Origin of the sequence: Actinoplanes sp. CA-051413, assembly GCF_050955795.1 — a bacterium.
In the GTDB taxonomy this organism is placed as follows: domain Bacteria; phylum Actinomycetota; class Actinomycetes; order Mycobacteriales; family Micromonosporaceae; genus Actinoplanes.
Genome location: NZ_CP192100.1, coordinates 7,596,061 through 7,615,370 on the forward strand (window position 1 = coordinate 7,596,061; position 19,310 = coordinate 7,615,370).

15 protein-coding genes are annotated in these 19,310 nt (G+C 73.6%); 6 read left to right on the top strand and 9 right to left on the bottom strand.

What is annotated here, in order from left to right:
• Window positions 1-43: 43 nt before the first annotated feature.
• The gene (nadE, locus tag ACQP2Y_RS35780; protein ID WP_433720499.1) at window positions 44-892 is read left to right on the top strand and encodes an ammonia-dependent NAD(+) synthetase; all 849 of its coding nucleotides are present in this window, start codon (window positions 44-46) and stop codon (window positions 890-892) included.
• On the opposite strand, the gene ACQP2Y_RS35785 is transcribed toward nadE, so the two are convergent.
• Window positions 893-3,130, bottom strand: coding sequence for an ATP-binding protein (locus ACQP2Y_RS35785; protein ID WP_433720501.1), 2,238 nt, complete (start codon window positions 3,128-3,130; stop codon window positions 893-895). It lies immediately after the preceding gene.
• 170 nt (window positions 3,131-3,300) lie between these two features.
• Here ACQP2Y_RS35785 and ACQP2Y_RS35790 point away from each other — a divergent pair, with 170 nt between their 5' ends.
• Entirely contained in the window at window positions 3,301-3,756 is a 456-nt protein-coding gene (locus ACQP2Y_RS35790; RefSeq protein ID WP_433720502.1) for a carboxymuconolactone decarboxylase family protein, read from the top strand.
• Between the two features lie 23 nt (window positions 3,757-3,779).
• The gene (locus ACQP2Y_RS35795) at window positions 3,780-4,217 is read left to right on the top strand and encodes an iron chaperone (protein WP_433720504.1); all 438 of its coding nucleotides are present in this window, start codon (window positions 3,780-3,782) and stop codon (window positions 4,215-4,217) included.
• A gap of 12 nt (window positions 4,218-4,229) precedes the next feature.
• Here the strand turns inward: ACQP2Y_RS35795 and ACQP2Y_RS35800 are convergent, their stop codons facing one another.
• A complete protein-coding gene (locus tag ACQP2Y_RS35800) occupies window positions 4,230-5,417 on the bottom strand; it encodes an erythromycin esterase family protein (RefSeq protein ID WP_433720506.1) in 1,188 nt (395 codons plus the stop codon).
• Between the two features lie 45 nt (window positions 5,418-5,462).
• Between ACQP2Y_RS35800 and ACQP2Y_RS35805 the strand changes: the two genes are divergently transcribed.
• Window positions 5,463-6,155: a TioE family transcriptional regulator gene (locus tag ACQP2Y_RS35805; protein ID WP_433720508.1), complete on the top strand. Its 693-nt coding sequence runs from the start codon at window positions 5,463-5,465 to the stop codon at window positions 6,153-6,155.
• 6 nt (window positions 6,156-6,161) lie between these two features.
• On the opposite strand, the gene ACQP2Y_RS35810 is transcribed toward ACQP2Y_RS35805, so the two are convergent.
• The 5 genes from ACQP2Y_RS35810 to ACQP2Y_RS35830 are packed head-to-tail and all read right to left on the bottom strand — an operon-like array spanning window position 6,162 to window position 14,722.
• Window positions 6,162-6,812 carry an ABC transporter ATP-binding protein gene (locus ACQP2Y_RS35810; RefSeq protein ID WP_433720509.1) on the bottom strand — a complete coding sequence of 217 codons (651 nt, stop codon included), beginning with the start codon at window positions 6,810-6,812 and terminating at the stop codon, window positions 6,162-6,164.
• On the bottom strand, window positions 6,809-9,835 hold the full coding sequence (locus ACQP2Y_RS35815) for an FtsX-like permease family protein (protein WP_433720511.1): 3,027 nt from the start codon (window positions 9,833-9,835) through the stop codon (window positions 6,809-6,811). Before ACQP2Y_RS35815 ends, ACQP2Y_RS35810 begins: the two co-directional genes overlap by 4 nt.
• A complete protein-coding gene (locus ACQP2Y_RS35820; protein ID WP_433720513.1) occupies window positions 9,832-12,846 on the bottom strand; it encodes an FtsX-like permease family protein in 3,015 nt (1,004 codons plus the stop codon). The genes ACQP2Y_RS35815 and ACQP2Y_RS35820 overlap by 4 nt, the downstream gene beginning before the upstream one ends.
• A gap of 43 nt (window positions 12,847-12,889) precedes the next feature.
• The gene (locus ACQP2Y_RS35825) at window positions 12,890-13,897 is read right to left on the bottom strand and encodes a magnesium transporter CorA family protein (RefSeq protein WP_433720515.1); all 1,008 of its coding nucleotides are present in this window, start codon (window positions 13,895-13,897) and stop codon (window positions 12,890-12,892) included.
• Window positions 13,898-13,933: 36 nt separating this feature from the next.
• The gene (locus ACQP2Y_RS35830) at window positions 13,934-14,722 is read right to left on the bottom strand and encodes a polysaccharide lyase family 7 protein (protein WP_433720517.1); all 789 of its coding nucleotides are present in this window, start codon (window positions 14,720-14,722) and stop codon (window positions 13,934-13,936) included.
• Between the two features lie 161 nt (window positions 14,723-14,883).
• On the opposite strand from ACQP2Y_RS35830, the gene ACQP2Y_RS35835 reads away from it, so the two are divergent.
• Entirely contained in the window at window positions 14,884-15,900 is a 1,017-nt protein-coding gene (locus ACQP2Y_RS35835; RefSeq protein WP_433720519.1) for an LLM class flavin-dependent oxidoreductase, read from the top strand.
• Complete coding sequence (locus ACQP2Y_RS35840) at window positions 15,897-16,946, top strand: TetR family transcriptional regulator (protein WP_433720521.1); 1,050 nt, start codon at window positions 15,897-15,899, stop codon at window positions 16,944-16,946. The genes ACQP2Y_RS35835 and ACQP2Y_RS35840 overlap by 4 nt, the downstream gene beginning before the upstream one ends.
• Here the strand turns inward: ACQP2Y_RS35840 and ACQP2Y_RS35845 are convergent.
• Both ACQP2Y_RS35845 and ACQP2Y_RS35850 read right to left on the bottom strand, forming a co-directional pair.
• Complete coding sequence (locus tag ACQP2Y_RS35845) at window positions 16,925-18,460, bottom strand: TROVE domain-containing protein (RefSeq protein WP_433720523.1); 1,536 nt, start codon at window positions 18,458-18,460, stop codon at window positions 16,925-16,927. The genes ACQP2Y_RS35840 and ACQP2Y_RS35845 overlap by 22 nt on opposite strands.
• A 244-nt stretch (window positions 18,461-18,704) precedes the next feature.
• Window positions 18,705-19,268: a CGNR zinc finger domain-containing protein gene (locus ACQP2Y_RS35850; protein WP_433720525.1), complete on the bottom strand. Its 564-nt coding sequence runs from the start codon at window positions 19,266-19,268 to the stop codon at window positions 18,705-18,707.
• Window positions 19,269-19,310: the final 42 nt, after the last annotated feature.

Below are 19,310 nucleotides of genomic sequence, written 5' to 3' on the forward strand. Positions count from 1 at the left end.
ACTTCCTGACCGCAGCGGATCTTCGGTTCAGTACAGTGCGGGCATGGCGAACCTACGGCAGCGCATCCTGGCCGAGCTCGGCGTCAGACCGGTGATCGAGCCCGCCCAGGAGATCCGGCAGCGGGTCGGCTTCCTCAAGGACTATCTGCGCTCGACCCCGGGCGAGGGCTTTGTGCTGGGGATCAGCGGGGGCCAGGACAGCACGCTCGCCGGCCGGTTGTGTCAGCTCGCCGCCGAGGAGCTGCGGGCCGAGGGGCGGGCAGCCACGTTCGTCGCGGTGCGGCTGCCGCACGGCGTGCAGGCCGACGAGCACGATGCGAGGATCGCCCTGGAGTTCATCCGGCCCGACCGGTCGATCACGGTGAACGTGCAGCCCGGCGCGGAAGCCGTCGCGGCCGAGGCCGCGCTCGGGCTGAAGGAGCTGCTGGGTGCCGAGCCGCGGCTGCGGGACTTCGTCCGCGGCAACATCAAGGCCCGGGAACGGATGGTGATCCAGTACGCGATCGCCGGGCAGCTGAACCTGCTCGTCGTCGGCACCGACCACGCCGCGGAGGCGGTCACCGGCTTCTTCACCAAGTACGGCGACGGCGGCGTCGACATCACCCCGCTGACCGGCCTGAGCAAACGCCAGGGTGCCGCCCTGCTGCGGGAGCTCGGCGCTCCGGCCAGCGTCTGGGAGAAGGTGCCGACTGCCGACCTCGAGGACGACCGCCCGGCCCTGCCCGACGAGGAGGCGCTGGGCCTGACCTACCACCAGATCGACGACTACCTCGAGGGCGCCGACGTCGCCCCGGACGTGGCCGCGAGGATCGAGTCGATCTACCAGGCGACCCGCCACAAGCGCGCGCTGCCCGTGACCCCTCTCGACGACTGGTGGCGCCCGACTGTCTGATCAGCGCACCGTTTCCCGGGCGGTACGGGCCAGCTCCTCGTCGTACGGGCGGCCCAGCTCACCGGCCAGCGCGATGATCCGGTCCAGCGCCGCCACCGCCTCCTCGACGTGCCCGGCCGCGCGGCAGGTCTGCGCGTACGCATGAAGGCAGTCGATCTCCAGTTGCACCTCGGCGAGCGGCTCGAGCAGCTCGAGGGCCCGCCGGTGATGGTCGAGCGCCTCCTCGGGCTTGCCCATGACCATTAGCGCAACACCGAGAGCGTTGTGGCACCACGCCCGGTTGTGCTGGAGGTTGTGCTCCTCCGCGAGCCGCAATGCGTCGTGCAGCGCCCCCAGTGACTCCGCCGGGTCGTGCCCGGCCAGCGCGACGCCGAGCGTGACCAGTCCGGTGATCCGGCCGGGTCCCTCCGCCAGGGCGACCGAGGCCCGCGCGAGCTCGACGGCTTCGCTGTGCCGCCCGAGGTGCGCTGCCACCCAGCCCTCGACGGCCATTGCCTGCGCCTGCCCGGCGCGTTGCCCGAGCTTCTCGAACAGTTCCCGGGCCCGCCGGAGCTGCGCCTGCGCTGCTTGGAGGTCCCCGGAGTCCCGCCGCGCGAACCCGAGGCGCAGCGCCAGACCGGCCGCGAGGTCGTCGTCCGGCCCGGACTGCTCCGCCAGCTCGTACGCGGCGAGCGCCTCGGTGAGGCGTCCGGCGGCGGCCCGCGCGAAGCCGAGGTCTGCCAGCAGAGCAGCCCGTTGCTGGTGGCGGGCCAGCCTTCCGGCGGCGGCCGCGGCGGCTTCGAGCATGCGTACCTGTTCGTCGGTCCCGCGGTGCCGGAAGAACCAGACCCGCAGGGCCTGCGGCAACTCGGCCACCACCTCGTCCAGGCCGAGCCGCACGGCCGCGTCGAAGGCGGCGACCAGGTTGACGTACTCGGCTTCGAACCAGGCCATCGCCTTGGCCGGATCGCCCGGCGCCGGTTCGCGGCGGTGCGGTGCGGGCAGCGTCCGATCGTGGGCGACCGCCAGCGCCAGATAGTGCCGCAGGACCCGGCGCAGGGCGGCCTCGGCCTGCGGCTCCTCCGCTGCCGCCAGGTCGGCCGCGTACTGCCGGATCAGGTCGTGCATCCGGTACCGCCCGGGCGCGGGCTCCTGGATCAGGTGGGCGTCGATCAGCTCCTCCAGCACCGCGCCGACCCGGTCGGGTGGCAGGTCGGTGAGCGCGCCGGCCACCGCCGCGTCGAAGTCGGCGCCGGGCAGCAGGCCGAGCAGCCGGAACGTACGCCGCTGGACCGCGTCGAGCTGGTGCAACGACATGCCGAACACGGAGTCGAAGCGGCCGGCGGTGTCGCGCAGCCGCTCGGCCAGCACGGCCACCGTCCATCCTGGACGATGCCGCAGCCGCGCGCCGGCCATCCGCAGCGCCAGCGGAAGCCCGCCGCACTGCTGCAGGACCTGGCTCACCCCGGCCTCCTCGGTGAGCGCGAGCCCGGCCGCCCGGCCGAACAGCTCCGCCGCGTCGCCACCGGTCAGCGGTTCCAGCGACACCGGCGGCACCCCGTCCAGGTCGACCAGCCGGTGGCGGCTGGTGATCAGCACCCGCGACCGGCCCGCGCCCGGCAGCAGCGGGCGTACCTGCTCCGCGTCGACGGCGTTGTCGAGCACGACCAGCGCCCGCCGGCGGGACAGCTCCGAGCGCCAGAGCGCCGCGCGTTCGGCGGCGCCCGCCGGCGGATGACTGACGTCCAGCGCGTTCAGCAGCCGGCCCAGCGCGGCCTGCGGATCCAGGGGTTGCTGACCGGGGGTGAAACCCTGCAGGTCGAGGTAGAGACCGCCGTCCGGGTAGGCGGTGGCGAGCCGATGGGCCACGTGCACGGCCAGGCTGGTCTTGCCGACGCCGGCCATGCCGTCGACCACAACCGCACCCACGGTACGGAGCAGCTCCTCGACCAGCGCGCACTCCGCCTCGCGCCCGGTGAAGTCGAACAGGTCGGCCGGCAGGTCGTTGCGGCGTGGCACGGGCGCCGCGCCCGCCTTCGCCGCATCGGCCCACACCGCGCGCAGCGGCCGGGGATCGCGGCCCACGACCCGGCACAGCGCCACGACGGTGTCCCACGGCGGCACGAGCCGGCCGGTCAGATACCGCGACAGGGACGAGCTGCTCAGCCCCGACCGGGCGGCCAGGGCGCGCAGGCTGAGCCCGCTCAGCTCCTTGATCCGGGCGAGCTGGACCACCAGCTGTTCCTGGGGGCTGGACACCTGGAACACCGTACCGTCCCGCCCCGCGGCCCCGGATCAGCGACGCGTTTCCGCAGCTCAAGTCGCACCTGGGTGTCCCACGGTGTCCCACGCGCCGGGCGCGGCCCGGCCCGCCGGTGGTCGGATGACTCCTGTCGGGAACGCCGACGACGGAGACGGAAGGAGACCCGATGCCGACCGAGCGCATGCCGAACCCGGCGGTCCTGCTCCCCGCGGCGATGACGGCCCTGACGGCCGTCGACGCGGCCGTCGCCCGGGCCGGGCTGGACGGCAAGCTGCTGGCGCTGAGCCGGCTGCGGGCCAGCCAGATCAACGGCTGCGGCCCCGGCGTGGCCGAGGGAGTGCACCAGGCCCAGCGGTACGGCGCGAGCACAGCACAACTGCACGCGGTCGCTGCCTGGCGGGCGACCACCTGGTTCAGCGACGAGGAACGCGCCGCCCTGGCGCTGACCGAGGCGGTTACCCGGCTCGCCGACCGCCCGGACCCGGTGCCGGACCGGCTGTGGGACCTCGCCGCCAAGCACTTCGACCACCGGGAGCTGGCCGCTCTCCTGCTGACCACCGCGATCACCAATGCCGTCAACCGGCTCACCGTGCCGACCCGCCAGCAGGCCGGCCCGCGATGACCGGACACCGAGAGGAACCTGACATGCCGACCACCACGAAGACCGCCAGCGTTTTCACCGACGAGGAGCGCGGCGCGATGAAGGAGCGCGCCAAGGAGCTCAGGGCGAGCACCAAGCGGGGGGCCAAGGCCGACACCGAGAGCCAGGTGCTGGAGAAGATCGCCGGGATGGCGGAGCCCGACCGCGTCCTCGCCGAGCGGTTGCACGCCCTGATCAAGGCCGGCGCGCCGGCCCTCACCCCGAAGCTCTGGTACGGGATGCCCGCCTACGCCCGCGACGGCAAGGTGGTCTGCTTCTTCCAGAGCGCGGCGAAGTTCAAGACGCGGTATGCGGTGCTCGGCTTCAGCGACGAGGCCCGCCTCGACGACGGCGCCCTGTGGCCGACCTACTTCGCCCTGACCGAGCTCAACCCCGAAACCGAGGCGCGGGTCAGCGCCCTCGTGCGGCAGGCCGTCAGCTGAGAGCCGGGTCCATCATCCGATGGTTCCGAGGAAGACGACGGCGTCGAGCTGGTCGATGGTCGCCGGGTCCAGGGAGAGGTACGTGTGGTCGCGCGGCACCCGCGGCGTCAGCTCGCGGTCGAGGGCTGCGGCGAGACGACCGGGATCGATGACGGCGCGGTCGTACGGCAGGGTCGACAGCACGCCTTCGAGGGTGTCGGGAGGCGGGACGTCGGAGCCGCGGGTGCCGAAGGTGGTGGCGGCGAAGGCGTACTCGCCGTCGAGGCGGGTGCCGGCGATGGCCCCCGCGCTCCACCACTGCAGGGGCAGGCCGGCGAAGTGCAGGTAGCTCTTGTCGCGTTGCAGGTGACGGTTGCCGGTGAAGGCCAGCGTGGGTCCGCGCCGCCGTTCCCGGCAGACGATGGCCCCCAGGTTGTCGGCCATGATCGTGTCGCGCAGGCCCATGAGCGCGTTGACGCGGGTGGGCGCGGGGTCGGCCATTCCGGCGTGGTAGCGCAACAGTCCGGCCGCGGTACGGGCGTGCAGGTCGGCGCTCCACCAGTCATCGGCGGAGGTGACGGCCGTCAGATGGGGAGCGTGGGTGCTGAGCAGCACCCGCAGGTCGTCGACGATCAGGCGCAACTCCCGGACCTCGGGGCTGCGGCCGACCGACCGGGCCGGGTCCAGGGTGGCGGCCGGGTCGGTCCAGCGCCCGTCCGGTCCCAGCAGGCCATCGAGGTGCTCGCGGCTCCAGGGCAGGTCGAGGTGGCCGGCGAGGTAGTCGTACAGGGCGGTCACGGCGGGACGGGGGCCGGCCGGTCCGGTGACCTCCAGGGGACCGTCGAAGCCGTAGAAGCGCAGCCGCTCGGGCCGGGGCCGCTCCTCGTTGTAGGCGCGCATCCAGTGCAGGAGCTCGCGGTTGGCCGGTGAGGCGCCGAAGCCGTGGCTGAAACCCCGGCCCAGCGCCGTGTCGAGCGAGCCGGTGCCGTCGGTGACGTACGCGTCGGCGATCAGGCCGGCCAGGCAGTCGCTCTCGATGGTGATCGAGCGGTAGCCCTCGTGGGTGACCAGGTGGCGGAAGAGCTCGTTGCGCAGCTCCGGGAAGGCTTCGACGCCGTGGGTGGGCTCACCGAGGCCGAGCAGGCGGGTGCCCGGGGGCAGCAGCGCGGTGAGAGCTTCAGGGGTGAAAGGCCGGGCGGCGTCCCGGATCGAGGTCGTCATGCCCATCAACAGTATCGTTGAACTTTCTGTGTAAACTTTGCCGGAATGCGGCTGCGACCGATCGACCTGGCCCGTGAGCACGGCCTGTCCACCCAGGCGGTGCGCAACTACGAGGAAGCGGGCATCCTCCCGCCGGCCGGGCGCTCGCCCTCGGGCTACCGCGTCTACGCCCCACGTCATGCCGCGGCGTTGCGGACCTTCCTCGCTCTGATACCCGCGCACGGCCACGCGACCGCCACGGCGATCATGCGGGCGGTGAACGAGGGCGCGGTCGAGGAAGCGCTGCGCCTGATCGACGGCAGCCACGCGCAGCTGGCCGAGGACCGCCGCACGCTGGAAGCCGTGGACCTCGCCCTGGGCGGCCTGGCCCCACCGGCCGAACCGGCGCCGGGTGAGACGTTCATCGGCCCGCTCGCGCACCGGCTCGGCATCCGGCCGGCCACGCTCCGCAAGTGGCAGCGCGCCGGCCTGATCACGCCCCGCCGCGATCCGCACACCGGCTACCGCGTCTACACCGCCACCGACGTACGCGACGTGCTGCTGGCCCACCAGCTGCGCCGCGGCGGGCACGGGCTGGCCCGGATCGCCCAGGTGCTGGAGCAGGTACGGACGGCGGGCGGACCCGAGCCCCTGCAAGCGACGATGAACGAGTGGCGTGCACGGCTGACGGCCCGCGGCAGAGCGATGCTGTCCGGCGCGACCGCGCTCGACACGTACTTGAAGACACCCGGCAGCTGAGCCCGCTCAGCGCACCAAGGTCGCCTCGCCGTCGGCCAGGTGCAGTTCGTGGTCGCAGGCCGCCGCGGCCTCCGGGTCGTGGGTGGCGAAGACCACCGCCGCGCCCCGCACCGCCTCCGCGCGCAGCAGCTCGATCACCTTCTGCCGGTTGGCCGCGTCCAGCTCGCTGGTCACCTCGTCGGCCAGCAGCACATCGCCGCGCAGGGCCAGCCCGCGGGCGATCGCGGCGCGCTGCTGCTGGCCCCCGGAGAGCTCGTCGACGAGCTGGTCCGCCTGCCCGGCCAGGCCGACGCGTTCGAGCGACTCGGCGGTGCCGCGCCGGGCGTCGGCGGGGGTGCCACCGGTCGCGATGACGGCGACCGCGATGTTCTCGGCCGCGGTGAGGATCGCCGCCAGCCCGTTCTCCTGCGGGATCAGCACCACGCCGAGCGCGACGCCCTGATCACGGTCCTTGAGCTCGCCGCCGTCGACCAGCACCCGGCCGGTGGCCGGCGGCAGCAGGCCCGCCATCGCTGCCAGCAGCGTGGTCTTGCCCGCCCCGGACGGGCCGGTCACGGCCAGGATCTCGCCGGGCCGCACCGTCACGGTCACGTCCCGCAGCACCGGCACCCCGTCGCCGTAAGCGACCTGCGCCGCGTCCACCGTCAGCGTCCTCATCGGCCCTCTCCCTCGTTCACCCCGGCGGCACGCACCCGGCGCCGCAGGTCCCGGCCGGTCAGCAGGGCCACCCCGGCCAGCACGACCAGCATCGCCAGCCCGGCCGCGGCCAGCACCAGCGGCCGGGGCCAGTCGGCGAACGGCAACGGCGCCGGCTTGATGCCGGCCAGCGGCAGGGTCCAGCCGGTCAGTCCCCAGCCGGCCAGGGCGATGCCCAGGCCGGCGAGCACGGCGATCACTGCCAGGATCGGGTACGTCCACAGTGTCGCCTGCCCCGCCGCCCGCCGGTTGAGCCCCTGGGCGCGCAACGCGGACAGGTCCTGCACCCGCCGCGCCCGGTCCACGGCCGCGGCCAGGATCAGTGCGCCGGCCCCCAGCAGGGTCGCCAGGCACCCGGCGAGCACGTAGAACCACAGCGCCAGCGCAGGCCCCTGCTCATCGAGCTGAGCGCGCACCGCCGACGCCCGGGTGTCGCCGGTGATGACCAGGCCCTGCGCGGCCAGCCGGTCCAGGGTGTCGGCGGGCGCGGCCGCGGACAGCCAGACCTCGGGCAGCGTCGTGGTGGTCGCGGCGGTGGCGTAGCGGTCCAGGTATTCCAGGTCGGACACCGTCGCGCGCCGGCCGAGCCGGGGCACGGCGGGCAGGTCGGCGACCCGGGTGACCGGCACCAGCTGCCCGTCCAGGCCGGTGATCGTGTCGTCCGTGCTGCGCCCGGCCCCGGCCACCGGCAGCGGCGAGGGCGTGTCCGCCGGCTGGATCCAGGCGCCGTCGGGCAGCCCTCCCGGCGCGTCGAGGTCGACCTGGAGACCGGCGGGGACGGCGGTGAGCGTCCCGAACCGGGGCATCCGCCAGCGCTCCACGTCGGCGAGCTCGGCGGCCGGCAACGCTGCCCGGACCGGGTTGATGCTGCCCAGTCCGGTCAGGATCAGCCGGCAGCGGACCCCGTTCGTCCCGCCGATGACGGTGATCTGAAGGCCGTCGACCCGGCAGCCCGCCCGGCACACCGGCACCCGCTGCCCGTACGTGTAGGGGCCGTCCTGCAGCTCGCCGAACGCGACGGTGGCCGAGCCCAGCCCGGTCACCGAGGTGACGGTGACCGTCAGCCGCAACGGCGGGCTGCCCTCGAGCCCGCTGGCGGTGACGCTGACGTTGAGGTCCCGGCCGGGGATGACGATCGGCTCGGGGGCGGCCGGACGCAACGCCCGGGCCACCTCGGCGGCGTCGGGCCCGCCGGCCCAGTTGGCCACGGTGGCCAGCCGGGTGCTGTCCACGGCGAGACCGGGCGGCTCGCCGACGCCGCTGCCCGGGGTGCGGGCGACGGCCATCGCGAACGCGCCCTCCGGGTCGACTGCCCGTACGGCTGTGAGGAGCTGCTGCGGTGTGCCGGGTTCAACGGTCAGGACCCGGTCGGCGCCGGTGCCCAGGGTCGCCTGCACGGCCCGGTCGCGGGCGCCCACATCGGCGGCGCAGGCCGCGTAACCGGCGACGGCCACGGCCGCGACCAGCATCGCGAACAGGCCCCGGGCGCCGGAGCGGCGGGACAGTTGCAGGCCGGCCAGGGCCATGCCGAGCCGGCCCCGGCGCAGCGCGCGGACCGCGAAACGGGTGACGACCGGAAGCAGGGCCCGGCCCACCACCAGGGCGAAGGCGAAGACGATCAGGGCCGGCGCGAACAGGCCGGCCCCGGTCGGGTCGCCGGACAGGTTGAGCTGGACGCCGGTGATGATCGCCAGCAGGGCCACCGTCAGGTCCAGGACCGGCGGGCGGCGGCCGGTGACGGGCAGCCGGCGCAGCAACGCCGAGACCGGGCTGAGCAGCTGCCGGCGCTGGGCCAGCAGGGCGGCCAGGACGGCGGCGAGCGCGGCCAGCGGGGCGTACCGCAGCGAGGAGAAGGCCGGGGCGACGCCCACTCCGGGGAACCGCGCGGCCGCGATGGCGTTCACCAGCAGCTGCCCGGCCAGACAGCCGAGCAGGGCGCCGAGCACGATGGCGACCAGGCTCTCGCCGGTGGCCAGCCACCAGCGTTCCCACCAGCGCGCGCCGCGCAGGGCCACGACGGCCAGCTCGGGGCGGCGGCCCTCGGTGCCGTACCCGACCGCCAGGAAGATGACGAAGCAGGAGAGCAGGACCAGCGGCACGGCGATGACCGGCACGATCACCCGGGCCGCGGCGCGACCGGCCTCGATCCGCGCGAGCAGGTCCGGGATGCCGGTCTCGGTCAGGATCGGCGCCCCGATCTTGATGGTCATGTCCCGCAGCCCGTCCAGCGCGGCCTGGACCCCGGCGAGCTTGTCGACGTCCAGGGCGCCCGGCCCGGCGGCGCTGTCGATGGCGAGCTGCGTGTTGCCGTGGTCCATCGTGGACAGCGTGGCGTAGTCGGCGAACACCGGCTCCCCCGCGCGCGGTCCGGGATCGGCGGCGAAATAGCCGTGCGTGCCCCAGTACACCGCCGTGGGGTCGGGCACCCGGTACGTGCCCACCACGGTCACCCGCTTGGGCTGCCCCTTCGGCTCGAAGTACGGCGTCCGCGGATCCTGGCTGAACTCCGCGTACGTCAGCTCGACGGCGTCGCCGGGCGCCAGTGACCGCCGCCGCGCGGTCTGCTCGCCGATGACCACCTCGCCCTCACTGATGAGGCACCGCCCGGCCACGATGCTCAGGTGGCCGCAGACGTCCTGCCGGTAGACGAACCGGGACCGCAGCTTCACGTCCGGCTCGATGCCCAGCGTCGGATACTCGGCCGAGAAGACGTTGCCGAAGCCGGGGAACGCGACCAGGGCCGGACCGACGTTGGTGAAGCTGAGGCTGTCGCCCTCGGCCCGCGCGTCCTCGATCTTGCTGACCTGCAGGCTGCGTTCCCGAGGCAGGGCGGTCTCGACCTGCCCGGCGGCGACGGCCCGGTCAGCGGCCTGCACGTACGCGGGCGCGGCAACCGCGGCGGCGACGCTGATCATGGCGAGCAGCGCGAGGGTGAGCGCCTGGCCACGCCGGCTCCACACCATCGCCAGGACCAGGGCCATCATCGGCTGCTCCCGTGCAGGTCACGAACCAGCGGGCGGACGGCGAGCCAGCTGGTCACGCCGAGGGTGAGCAGTGCGAGCAGCCCGGCCACTAGCAGCGCGGCCGGGCCGAGGGCACCCGGCGGTGGGATCAACGTCCAGTTGTCGGTGAACGGCCGGACGGTGACCCCCACGGCGGGGCGGGCCACGGCCGCTGCCAGCAGACCGGCCAGCAGACCTGCGACCACGAGGGCGGCGCTGCCGGCGTACCCGATGGTGACGGCCGTGCGCAGCGGCAGACCCTGCAGCCGCAGCGCGGACAGCTGATCGAGCTGCGGGCCGCGTTCGACGGCCGCGGCCACCGCGACGGCCGCCGCGGCGAGCAGCAGGCCGACCATCGCGGCCAGCATGGCGAAGGTCGCGCCGACCGCGGTGCCCTGGTCCTCCAGCCGGCCGGCCTGCTCGGCCACCGTGGCGTCGTCGAGCACGGTCAGGCCGCCGGCCCGTAATGCCGTGAGCACCGACTGCGGGGCGTCCGCGGACAGCCAGACCTGGTACGTGCCACCGAGATCCGACTCGGCCGCGATCCGGCGGGCGGTGTCCAGGTCCACCAGCACCCCGGCGCCGCCGACCACCGGGAGCACCGGCGCGGTGCCGGCCACCCGGACCCGGACGGCCGGACCGCCGAACGCGTAGACGACCGCGTCGCTGAACTGCCAGGCCGGCGGCTGCGGCCCGGCCATCACGACCGGCAGCGGCAACGCGGCGTCCACGGCGAACACCCGGTTGCCGGGTGGCGAGTTGCTGCCGGTCTCGTTGCGGTCCATCCGCAGGGTGAGGGCGCCGGCGGTGGCGGAGACGTCCATCGCGGCGGCCGAGAAGTCGGGGCGCCACCGCCGCGGGTCACCCAGCGAGGCCGCGTTCAGGACCTCGGTGGACGGCTCCTGTTGCGACAGGCCGCGGATGGTCACCGCGGCACTGCTGGACGGCAGGCCGAGCCGGCCGTCGCGGCCGGCCGGCGACGACAGCTGCCAGCGGACCAGCCGGCATCCCGGCGCCTCGGTGCAGCCGCTGACCCGGGCGCGCACCCGGTGCTCGCCCGGCTTGACCGGTCCGAAGTCGACGGAGCGGCTCACGCCGGTCGCCTCGTGCTGCAGGACGGCGGTGACCACAACCGGCTGGCTGTCGGCGTTGCGCACCCGCAGGGTCAGCCGGCTGCCGGTGACCATCGCGGCGGGCGGCAACGGGGTGGCGCGGGTCGCCGCCCCCAGGGCGTCCGGCAGGCCGTACTCGGGTCGCCAGACGGCGATCGCGGCGAGCCGGGAGCTGTCGACAGCCACGACCGGCGGGGTGCTGTCGCGGTTGATCACCACGGCCATCGCCTGGGTGCCACCCGGGTCGGCGGCCCGGACCGCGTGCTGCAGAGCGGTGCGGTTGGTGGCCTGCACGGTGAGCACCCGGGGGGCGCCCAGCTCGACCTCGCTGCGCTGGGTGCGCGCCTCGCGGCCGGCGGACCAGCTGCCCGCCGTACCGGTGAAGACCGCGACCGCCACCGCGACCAGGGCGAAGACCCGGTGGGCGCCGGGCCGGCGGGCGGTCTGCGCGGCCACCAGGCCGAGCCGCAGCCGGCCGGCGCGCAGGGCGGCACTGCCGCCGCGATCGGCGATCCGGCCGAACAACCGGGCCAGCAGCAGCGCCACCGCGAGGGCGACCAGTGCGGGCGCGACCAGCGCCAGGCCGCCGGTGCTGCGCCCGGCCCGGACCTGGTACGCGGCACCGACCGCCACGGCGATGAGCACGAGGTCGATGACGTCGGCCCGCCAGTCCCGGCGGCCGGCGGAGACCCGGCTCAGCAGTTGTCCGACCGGCAGCCGCAGCACGGCCGCCTCCACCGCGAACAGCACGAGCAGGCCGCCCGCGACGACCAGGCCCACCGCCGCGGCGGACAGGCCGAGCGCCTCCAGCCGGTCGGTCGGGCCGAGCACCGGGCCGGCCAGCAGCCGGGCGGCGAGGAAGCCCAGCGGCGCCCCGACCAGCGCGCCCGCCAGCAGCGGCACCACGTGCTGGCCCAGGGCCAGCCACAGCATGCCGCGCCGGGTGCTGCCGCGCAGCTTCAGCAGGGCGGCGTCACCGCGCCGCTCGCGGCCGGTGTAGCGGCCGGCCAGCCCGATCGCGAACAGGCCGAGCACCAGCACCTGGCAGAGCGCGACGGCGACGGCCTCGCGGATCGTGCGCCGGTCCCCGGCGATCGTGCGCAGCAGCTCCGCCGTCGGGTTGACCAGGCGCAGCCCGGCCGCGTCGAAGTCCGCCTCCGCCCCGCGGACGACGGCGGCCAGGTTGTAACCGTCGTCCCCGCGGATCAGCGCCTGCGGCACGCCCACGTCGTAGGTCAGGGTGGGATCGGTGAGCCCGTCCCCGGTGAAGGTCCCGACCGGGGTGAACGCCGGCTCCAGGCCGCCGTTGGCCCGGAACAGCTTGTTGCTCCAGTACTCGCCGGCCGGATCGCTCACCACGTAGCGCGAGACGATCCGCAGCTCGACCGGCACCGTGTTCTGCGAGGCGCGCAGCACCAGCTTGTCGCCGGGCGCCAGGCCGAGCTGCTCGGCGGTGTCCTGGCTGATCGCCACCTCACCCGGGGCCGCCGGGCACGGCCCGGTGAGGAAGACGTGGGTGCAGAACTCCTCGCGGTAACTGATCGACATCGTCGGGCTGGCCTCGCCGCGGTCGGCGGTCAGCGCCACCGTCATGCCGAGCACCGGCCGCAGGTCGGCGATGGGCAGCAGCCGGTCGACGGAGGCCCGGAAGGTGTCGAGCGCGGGCTGCGGCGCGCCGTCGGTCTCGGCGTTCTGCCGCACGGAGAGCATGCGCTGGGCCGCCGGAGCCGCGGCGACGTCACCGTCGGCGGCGCGGGAGGAGGCGGCGATCGCGTACCAGGGGCCGGCGGCCGCCACGGCGGCGATCAGGCCGGTGAGGATCAGGACAGTCAGAACCTGCGCGGTACGGGCGCGGACGGCCCCGAGCACCAGCGCGACCATCGAGCCCTCCCCCGTTGAAGATCCACGGGCAGGGTACGCGATGTCACAACCACCCGCGCCGCTTCAGATACAGATACAGTCCCGCCGCGGATCCGACGATCATTCCCAGGCTCAGCAGGAAGCCCCAGAACTTCTCGTAACCCCAGTACGGCACGTTCTGTCCGAAGAAGCCGGTCAGGGCCGTCGGCACGGCGATGATCGCGGCCCAGGCGGCGAGTTTGCGGGTCACGTCGTTGAGGGCATTGCTCTGCTCGTTGAGGTCCGCCTCGAGCAGTCCGTTGATCCGGTCCCGGGCGCTGTCGATGGTCTCGATGGCCCGCCGCGCGTGGTCGTCGACGTCGCGGTAGTACGGCTCCAGGTGCTCGACGATCATCTCGGTGTCGGCCCGCATGACGTCGGCGATGAGCCCGGCCATCGGCGCGACCGGCCGGCGCAGTGCGGCCAGGGTCTTGCGCAGCGCGAAGCCGTACATCCGCACGCTGCGCGGCGCGCCGCCCTCCTCCAGCATGTCGTCCTCGGTCTTGTCCATCGCCTCGTCGAGGAGGCGGGCGGCCGCGAAGTGGCCGTCCACGATGACGTCGAGCAGGCCGTAGACGAGAAAGCCGACACCGCCCTCCGGCGCCAGCTCCGCGTCGGCGTCCCAACGCCGGATCAGCGGCGTGAGGTCGCTCTGCGACTTGCGGACGGTGATCAGCGCCCGCTCGGTGATGAAGGAACTGATCTCGGTCTTGTGCATCGCCGGACCGGGAGCCGCGGTGTCGACGTGCACGGCGTAGACGTTCATGAACAGGTGACCGGGATAGCGGTCGACCTTGGGCCGCTGGTGGTCGTGCACGGCGTCCTCGACGGCCAGCGGGTGCAGCCGGAACTCGGCGGCGACGGCCTTCAGGTCGTTCTCGTCCGGGTCGAACAGGTCCAGCCACAGCACCGCCTTGGGGTGCGCCCGCAGCTGGTCGGTGATCTCGTGCGGGTCGAAACCCTCGGCCACCACTTCCCCGGCCTCGTACAGGCGGGTGTAGGTGGGGCAGCTCGGCGCTGGTGTGTCCGTCACAACGGATCACTATGCCCCGAGCTGCCCCGGGCACAATCAGCCGTGCGTCACAGTCAGCGTGTAGAACTTCACCTTGGCCCCGTTCGAGGTGCTCTCGGACGAGGACTGGTTGTACGAGCCGGCCTTGAAATACATCCCGTACGGGTTGAACGACGACGGGATGGCGTAGCTCGTGGTGGTGCCGTTGATGGTCAGGTTGACCCGGTTACCGCCGGACACCGCGATGGTGTAGTCCCACCGGGTGCCGAGCGGGACGTTGCCGACCTTGCGGACGTCCTGACCGCCGGCCGGCGAGATCTCCGTACCGAAGTAGATGTCGCCGTTGGGCCGGTAATAGAGCTCGACCAGGGGCTTGGTCGACGGGCCGCCCGAACCGAGGTGGATCTGGCCGACGCACACGTTCTTGGTCACGTGCGGAATGCGCAGGTTGGCGGTGAGCTTGTGCGAGCCGGCCAGCCGCCAGTCGGCCGCGCTGCCGTTGGCGTTCATCTCGCGCAGCTCGGAGCGGGCGTATTTGGAGTTGGGGGTGGTCACGCCCTTCTCCGGGGCCCAGAACGTCATCGACCCGTCGGTCTTGTCGGTGAAGAAGTACGCCGGGTTGGTGTAACCGTTGGCCCCCTTGAGCTGGGACGGGGGGATGGTGGTGGGCGAGCCCGGCGACCCGGAGGGCAGCTGCAGGCTCCAGACGCCGAGGTTGAAGTTGCCGCCGGGGGCGACCGCCGGGTTGAGCGCGGCGGCGTCGGCGCTGGTGATGCCGAGGACACCGAACGTGCCCGCCACAGCGGCAGAGGTCAGGACGGCGAGGAGCGTGGAACGGCGCTTCATGCGGGGGACCTTCCTTGCGGAACGGAGGCGCCGGTGGGGACGACCTTAATAGGTAAGACGCTGAACAATAAACATTGTCATCGATGTAAAGTCAATGGCTGCTTGGCGAACGCGGCCGTACGCAGCAAGATCGGGTGAGTCGCCTGCCGAGGAGAAGCACCGTGCCCGTTCCGTCGATCCCGCTGCGCAAGCTGGGCTTCCTGACCATCGGCCTGTTCGACGGCGACGATCCGCGCGCCGGCCACGAGTCGACCCTGGAGATCATCGAGCTGGGCGAGCGGCTGGGCTTCGACAGCGCCTGGGTCCGCCACCGGCACCTGCAGTACGGCATCTCCTCCCCCGTCGCGGTGCTGGCCGCCGCCACCCAGCGCACCACCCGGATCGAGCTCGGCACCGCGGTCATCCCGCTGGGCTGGGAGAACCCGCTGCGGCTGGCCGAGGACCTGGCCACGGTCGACATCCTGTCCGGCGGCCGGCTCAACCCGGGCCTCAGCGTCGGGCCACCGATGCACTACGAGCAGGTCAAGGGCGCGCTCTACCCGGACACCGCGGACGCCGAGGACTTCAGCTACGAGCGCGTACGGCGGCTGCTCGGCTTCATCCGGGGCGAGCCGGCCACCGACTTCAGCGGCGTCGAGGGCTTCGAGGTGTTCTCCGACCGGGTCCAGCCGCACGCCGCGGGCCTGGGCCGGCGCCTCTGGTACGGCGGGGCCAGCCTGCGCTCCGCCCGCTGGGCCGGCGAGAACGGCATGAACTTCCTGACCAGCAGCGTGGTCAAGGCGGAGGAGTCGACGGACTTCGCCGAGATCCAGCTGTCGCACATCCGCGAGTTCCGCGCCCACCACCCCGACGGCGACCGCGCCCGCGTCTCGCAGGGCCTGGTGGTCATCCCGACCGACAACGCGACCGCCGACCAGCGGGCCAGATACGAGGAGTACGCCCGCAAGCGCACCCCGCGCACCGCCACGCCGCAGGGACCGGCCCGGATGATGTTCGCCCCGGACCTGGTCGGCCCCGCGGCCGAGATCGCCGAGCGGCTCTACGCGCACCCGGCGTTCCGCGAGATCGACGAGGTGGCGTTCGCCCTGCCGTTCACCTTCGGCCACGATGACTACGTGCAGATCCTCACCGACATCGCGGGCGCCCTCGGGCCGGCCCTGGGCTGGCACCGGGCATGACGACACCGGAGCACGACCGGGCCAGGGTGCTGGCCGCCGCCCGGGCCGAGTTCACCGAGCGCGGCTACCACGACGCCGACCTCGACGTGATCGCCGAGCGGGCCGGGCTGACCCGGTCGCCCGCCAGTAAGCAGGCGCTGTATTTCACGGTCCTGGCCGAGATCGCCGAGCAGGCGCCGGAGCCGCAGTACCCGCCGACCGCCCGCACCACGAAGGCGGCCCTGGGCGACTTCGCCCGGGCCCGGCTGGCCCGGCTCCCCCTGGCCACCGAGAAGCAACAGCTCGACCTGCTCCCGGAGATCCTCGCCGGCGAGACCCGCCAGGCCTACGCCCAGCTGACCAACCTGACCGCGATCGTGCTGGGGCTCGCGCTGGAGAATCTGCCGCCGGGTGCGCCGCGAATGGTCCGGGTCGCCGAGGCCGCCCTGACGGCCATGCACGGTGCCGGCCGGCTCGCCGCGGTGGCACCGGGCTTCGGCGAGCCCTTCGCGATGGTGACGGTCTGCGAGATGCTCGCCGGCCTGGAACTGGACGACGACTGGGGCCCGCCGCACCTGCCCTACGTGCCCGCGGCCGAGACGGTCGACGAGCCGTGGTCACCCCCGGCGCTGCCGGACGCCCTGCGCGCCGCGCCGGCCCGGCTGGACCGGGACGGCGTGGTCGCGGTGCTGGGAATGCACCGTCTCGGCGCGGTCGAGGAAGCGGTCCGCGCCGCGCCGGCCGGAGCGCAGGTGACCGTCGCGCTGGTCACCGGCACCCCCGACGAGGTGTCCCCGCTCGCACGCCTGGTCGTGGCCGAGCTGCGGGCGGACCTGCGGGCCGCTTTCCCGGCTTCGGCGCGGCCCAGCCTGCAGATCGTGCACGACGACACCGGCGCGCTCGCGGCCGCTGCGGGACTGCCGGCCGGCAACGGCGGTGCTCTCGCCGCCGCTGCGGGGCTGCCGGCCCGCAGCGACGCGACCGAGTTCGCGGTCCGGGTCGCTGCGGGCCGGATCGTGGCGCGCGCCGACGGCTACGGCGCCTGCTACGCCGCCGCCACCGGCTGAACGTGCTGCTCGTCCTCATCTCCGTGGGCGAACGGCCACTGCGCGCGGGCGCCGGCCTCGATCAGCGGGATCATCGAGAACGCGGCGTCGGACAGGCCACCGAAGGTGAACCTGTTCCCGGCCACCGGGGTGTGCCCGGCCCGGTAGCCGGCCAGGTTCCACGTGTACACCGGCACCCGCGCCGGCACCGCGGCCGCGACATCACGAGCGCCGTGCCAGTGCGCCTGCTCGTCGGTCAGGATCACCACCCGGTCATGCTCGGCGTAGTGCTTCCGGACCGCCCGCTCGGTGTCCGTGCCCCGGCCGAGGAAGTAGCCGTCCGCCTTGAACCGGCGCACCGCGGCCAGCACCGACTCGCCGGCCACCCGCGGGAACACCCTGGAGTCGTCGGAGAACGACACCACGGTCGCGTCCCAGGCTCGCGCGCTCAGCGCGAGGCCGAAGACCGTGGCGGCGTCCCAGCAGCGCAGCGTGCCGTCCCGGCTGAAGCCGGTGGTCATCGACCCCGAGGTGTCGATCAGGATCAGGGTCCGTGCGCCCAGGGCCGGCACGTTCGCCAGCGCCTGCTGCAGGCCCTGCTCCAACGGGTACGCCCACCGCAGGCTCGGCGCCGCGTTGAACGCCGACAGGAACCGCATCGGCAGCGCCCGGGACCGCGCGACCTCATCGGGATCGGCCAGCCGGGCAGCCACCGTGGCGGCCACCGCGTCACTCACGCCGGCCTGGTCGAAGTTGCGCAGATTCCGCAGCAACGCCAGGTAACCCATGCTCGGAATGATCGACTCCCAGGCCGTCGCGTCCATGGCCGCCTGCCGCCATCCGGCCAGCGCCTCCCACGTCATCCCGGCCGCGTGCAGCACCGCGGGGTCGGTGATCCCACGCCGCTGCTCCACCGGCAGGGCCATCAGCCCGGCCCGCGCGGTGAGCAGGGTCAGCGCGGACGGTACGGGGTTGTCCCGCTTGTGCCGCCGGTCCAGCGCGTGCCGGAACAGCTCACCCTGCCGCTCGTCCTTCGCCGTCGGGTGGGTGAGATCGATGACGTCACCGAAGCGCACCGGACGGGCGTCGGTGTCGTACTTGAGCAGGCTGCGCTCGTGGTAGAGCCGTACCACCGCGTCGGCGATGCCCCGCTTGACCGGCTTGGGCAGCGACCGGCCGTACCGGCCCAGCCAGTACGCGAGCGCCTCGCCCGGCTCGTCCGGCCGCTGCAGAGCACTGTCCACGATGGACCGCGAGCCGGGGATGCCGGCGGCGACCTGCGCGCGGGCGCCCTCCAAGGCGGCGACGACCGCGGCGGACCGAACCATCGCAGCGGTCCGCAGCCACCGCACGAACCCGGCGAACCACTGCGGATCGGCGACGGCCACCTCGGCGACGAGGGCGCGGAACCGCAGGTCGCGCTCGTCGGCACCCTCGTAGAAGGTGTCCTCGCCGACCATGAGCGAGACACCGAGCAGGAAGAGCTCGGCGCGCGGCTCCCGCAGGAAACCGGGTGCGCCCTGAGCTGTCGTCACCGGCTTCACCGGTCGGTTGAACTTGGCCATCACGTCCCCCTGACGTCGCGCCTCCCGAGATCGAAGCGGCGACGGAGACTGGCCCTTGCGGGCCTAGGTGACCTGGGCCGCTGGTCGAACCGTCCGAGGACGGTAGCGGGATTCGAACCCGCGTCTCCCCGTTATGAGCGGAAGTAGCCGTCGCCTGCGCACCGGGAGGTGCGCACCGAAAGTAGGCGCTGCCGGCGATCACCGGCAACCGAATTCACGACGGCCGGCCCGTCCCCGAACGCCGCTCCCGGAAGGCGATCATGTTCATCCGGTTGCCGCAGCGCACGCTGCAGAACCGCTTGAGGCCGTTGCGGGAGAGGTCGAGCAGCAGGCCGGTGCAGTCGTCGGCCTCACAGACCCGCAGCCGGCGCATCTCGTTCATCCGGATCACGTCGATGAGGGCCAGGGCCGCCTCGGCCCGGATGCGTTCCGCGAGCGGCGCGTCGGGCGAGGTCGCGTGCAGATGCCAGTCCAGCGCATCGTGCCGGGTGAGAAACGGCAGGGCGTTCGCATCGCGCAGCATCCCGTTGACGGACTCGACGGCGTCGTCGCGCTCGAGGGTCCACACCCGCCGGAGCTGGGCGCGGGCCTGCCGCACCTCGCGCAGCTCCACCTCGTCATGGTCGATGCGCCCGGTGTAGGCGAAGCGGGTCAGCAGCTCGGTTAGCTGATCGACGGTCACGAGTTCGTCGTCACCACTGCGCGACGCCCCGGCCTCGGTGTTGCCGAGCACCACGACGAAGGCCAGCGACTCCTCCGTGTCAGGGGCAAAAAGCAATTTGACTCCTCACTGGTACGGGCCTAGCGTCAGGACCGTAAG

Bases quoted from the DNA above. Each gene is read 5' to 3' on its own strand.
- ACQP2Y_RS35815 (WP_433720511.1), bottom strand. From the start codon at position 9,835: ATGATGGCCCTGGTCCTGGCGATGGTGTGGAGCCGGCGTGGCCAGGCG.
- ACQP2Y_RS35840 (WP_433720521.1), top strand. From the start codon at position 15,897: ATGACGACACCGGAGCACGACCGGGCCAGGGTGCTGGCCGCCGCCCGG.
- ACQP2Y_RS35830 (WP_433720517.1), bottom strand. From the start codon at position 14,722: ATGAAGCGCCGTTCCACGCTCCTCGCCGTCCTGACCTCTGCCGCTGTG.
- ACQP2Y_RS35795 (WP_433720504.1), top strand. From the start codon at position 3,780: ATGCCGACCACCACGAAGACCGCCAGCGTTTTCACCGACGAGGAGCGC.
- ACQP2Y_RS35820 (WP_433720513.1), bottom strand. From the start codon at position 12,846: ATGGTCGCGCTGGTGCTCGGGGCCGTCCGCGCCCGTACCGCGCAGGTT.
- ACQP2Y_RS35805 (WP_433720508.1), top strand. From the start codon at position 5,463: ATGCGGCTGCGACCGATCGACCTGGCCCGTGAGCACGGCCTGTCCACC.
- ACQP2Y_RS35790 (WP_433720502.1), top strand. From the start codon at position 3,301: ATGCCGACCGAGCGCATGCCGAACCCGGCGGTCCTGCTCCCCGCGGCG.
- ACQP2Y_RS35810 (WP_433720509.1), bottom strand. From the start codon at position 6,812: ATGAGGACGCTGACGGTGGACGCGGCGCAGGTCGCTTACGGCGACGGG.
- nadE (WP_433720499.1), top strand. From the start codon at position 44: ATGGCGAACCTACGGCAGCGCATCCTGGCCGAGCTCGGCGTCAGACCG.
- ACQP2Y_RS35800 (WP_433720506.1), bottom strand. From the start codon at position 5,417: ATGACGACCTCGATCCGGGACGCCGCCCGGCCTTTCACCCCTGAAGCT.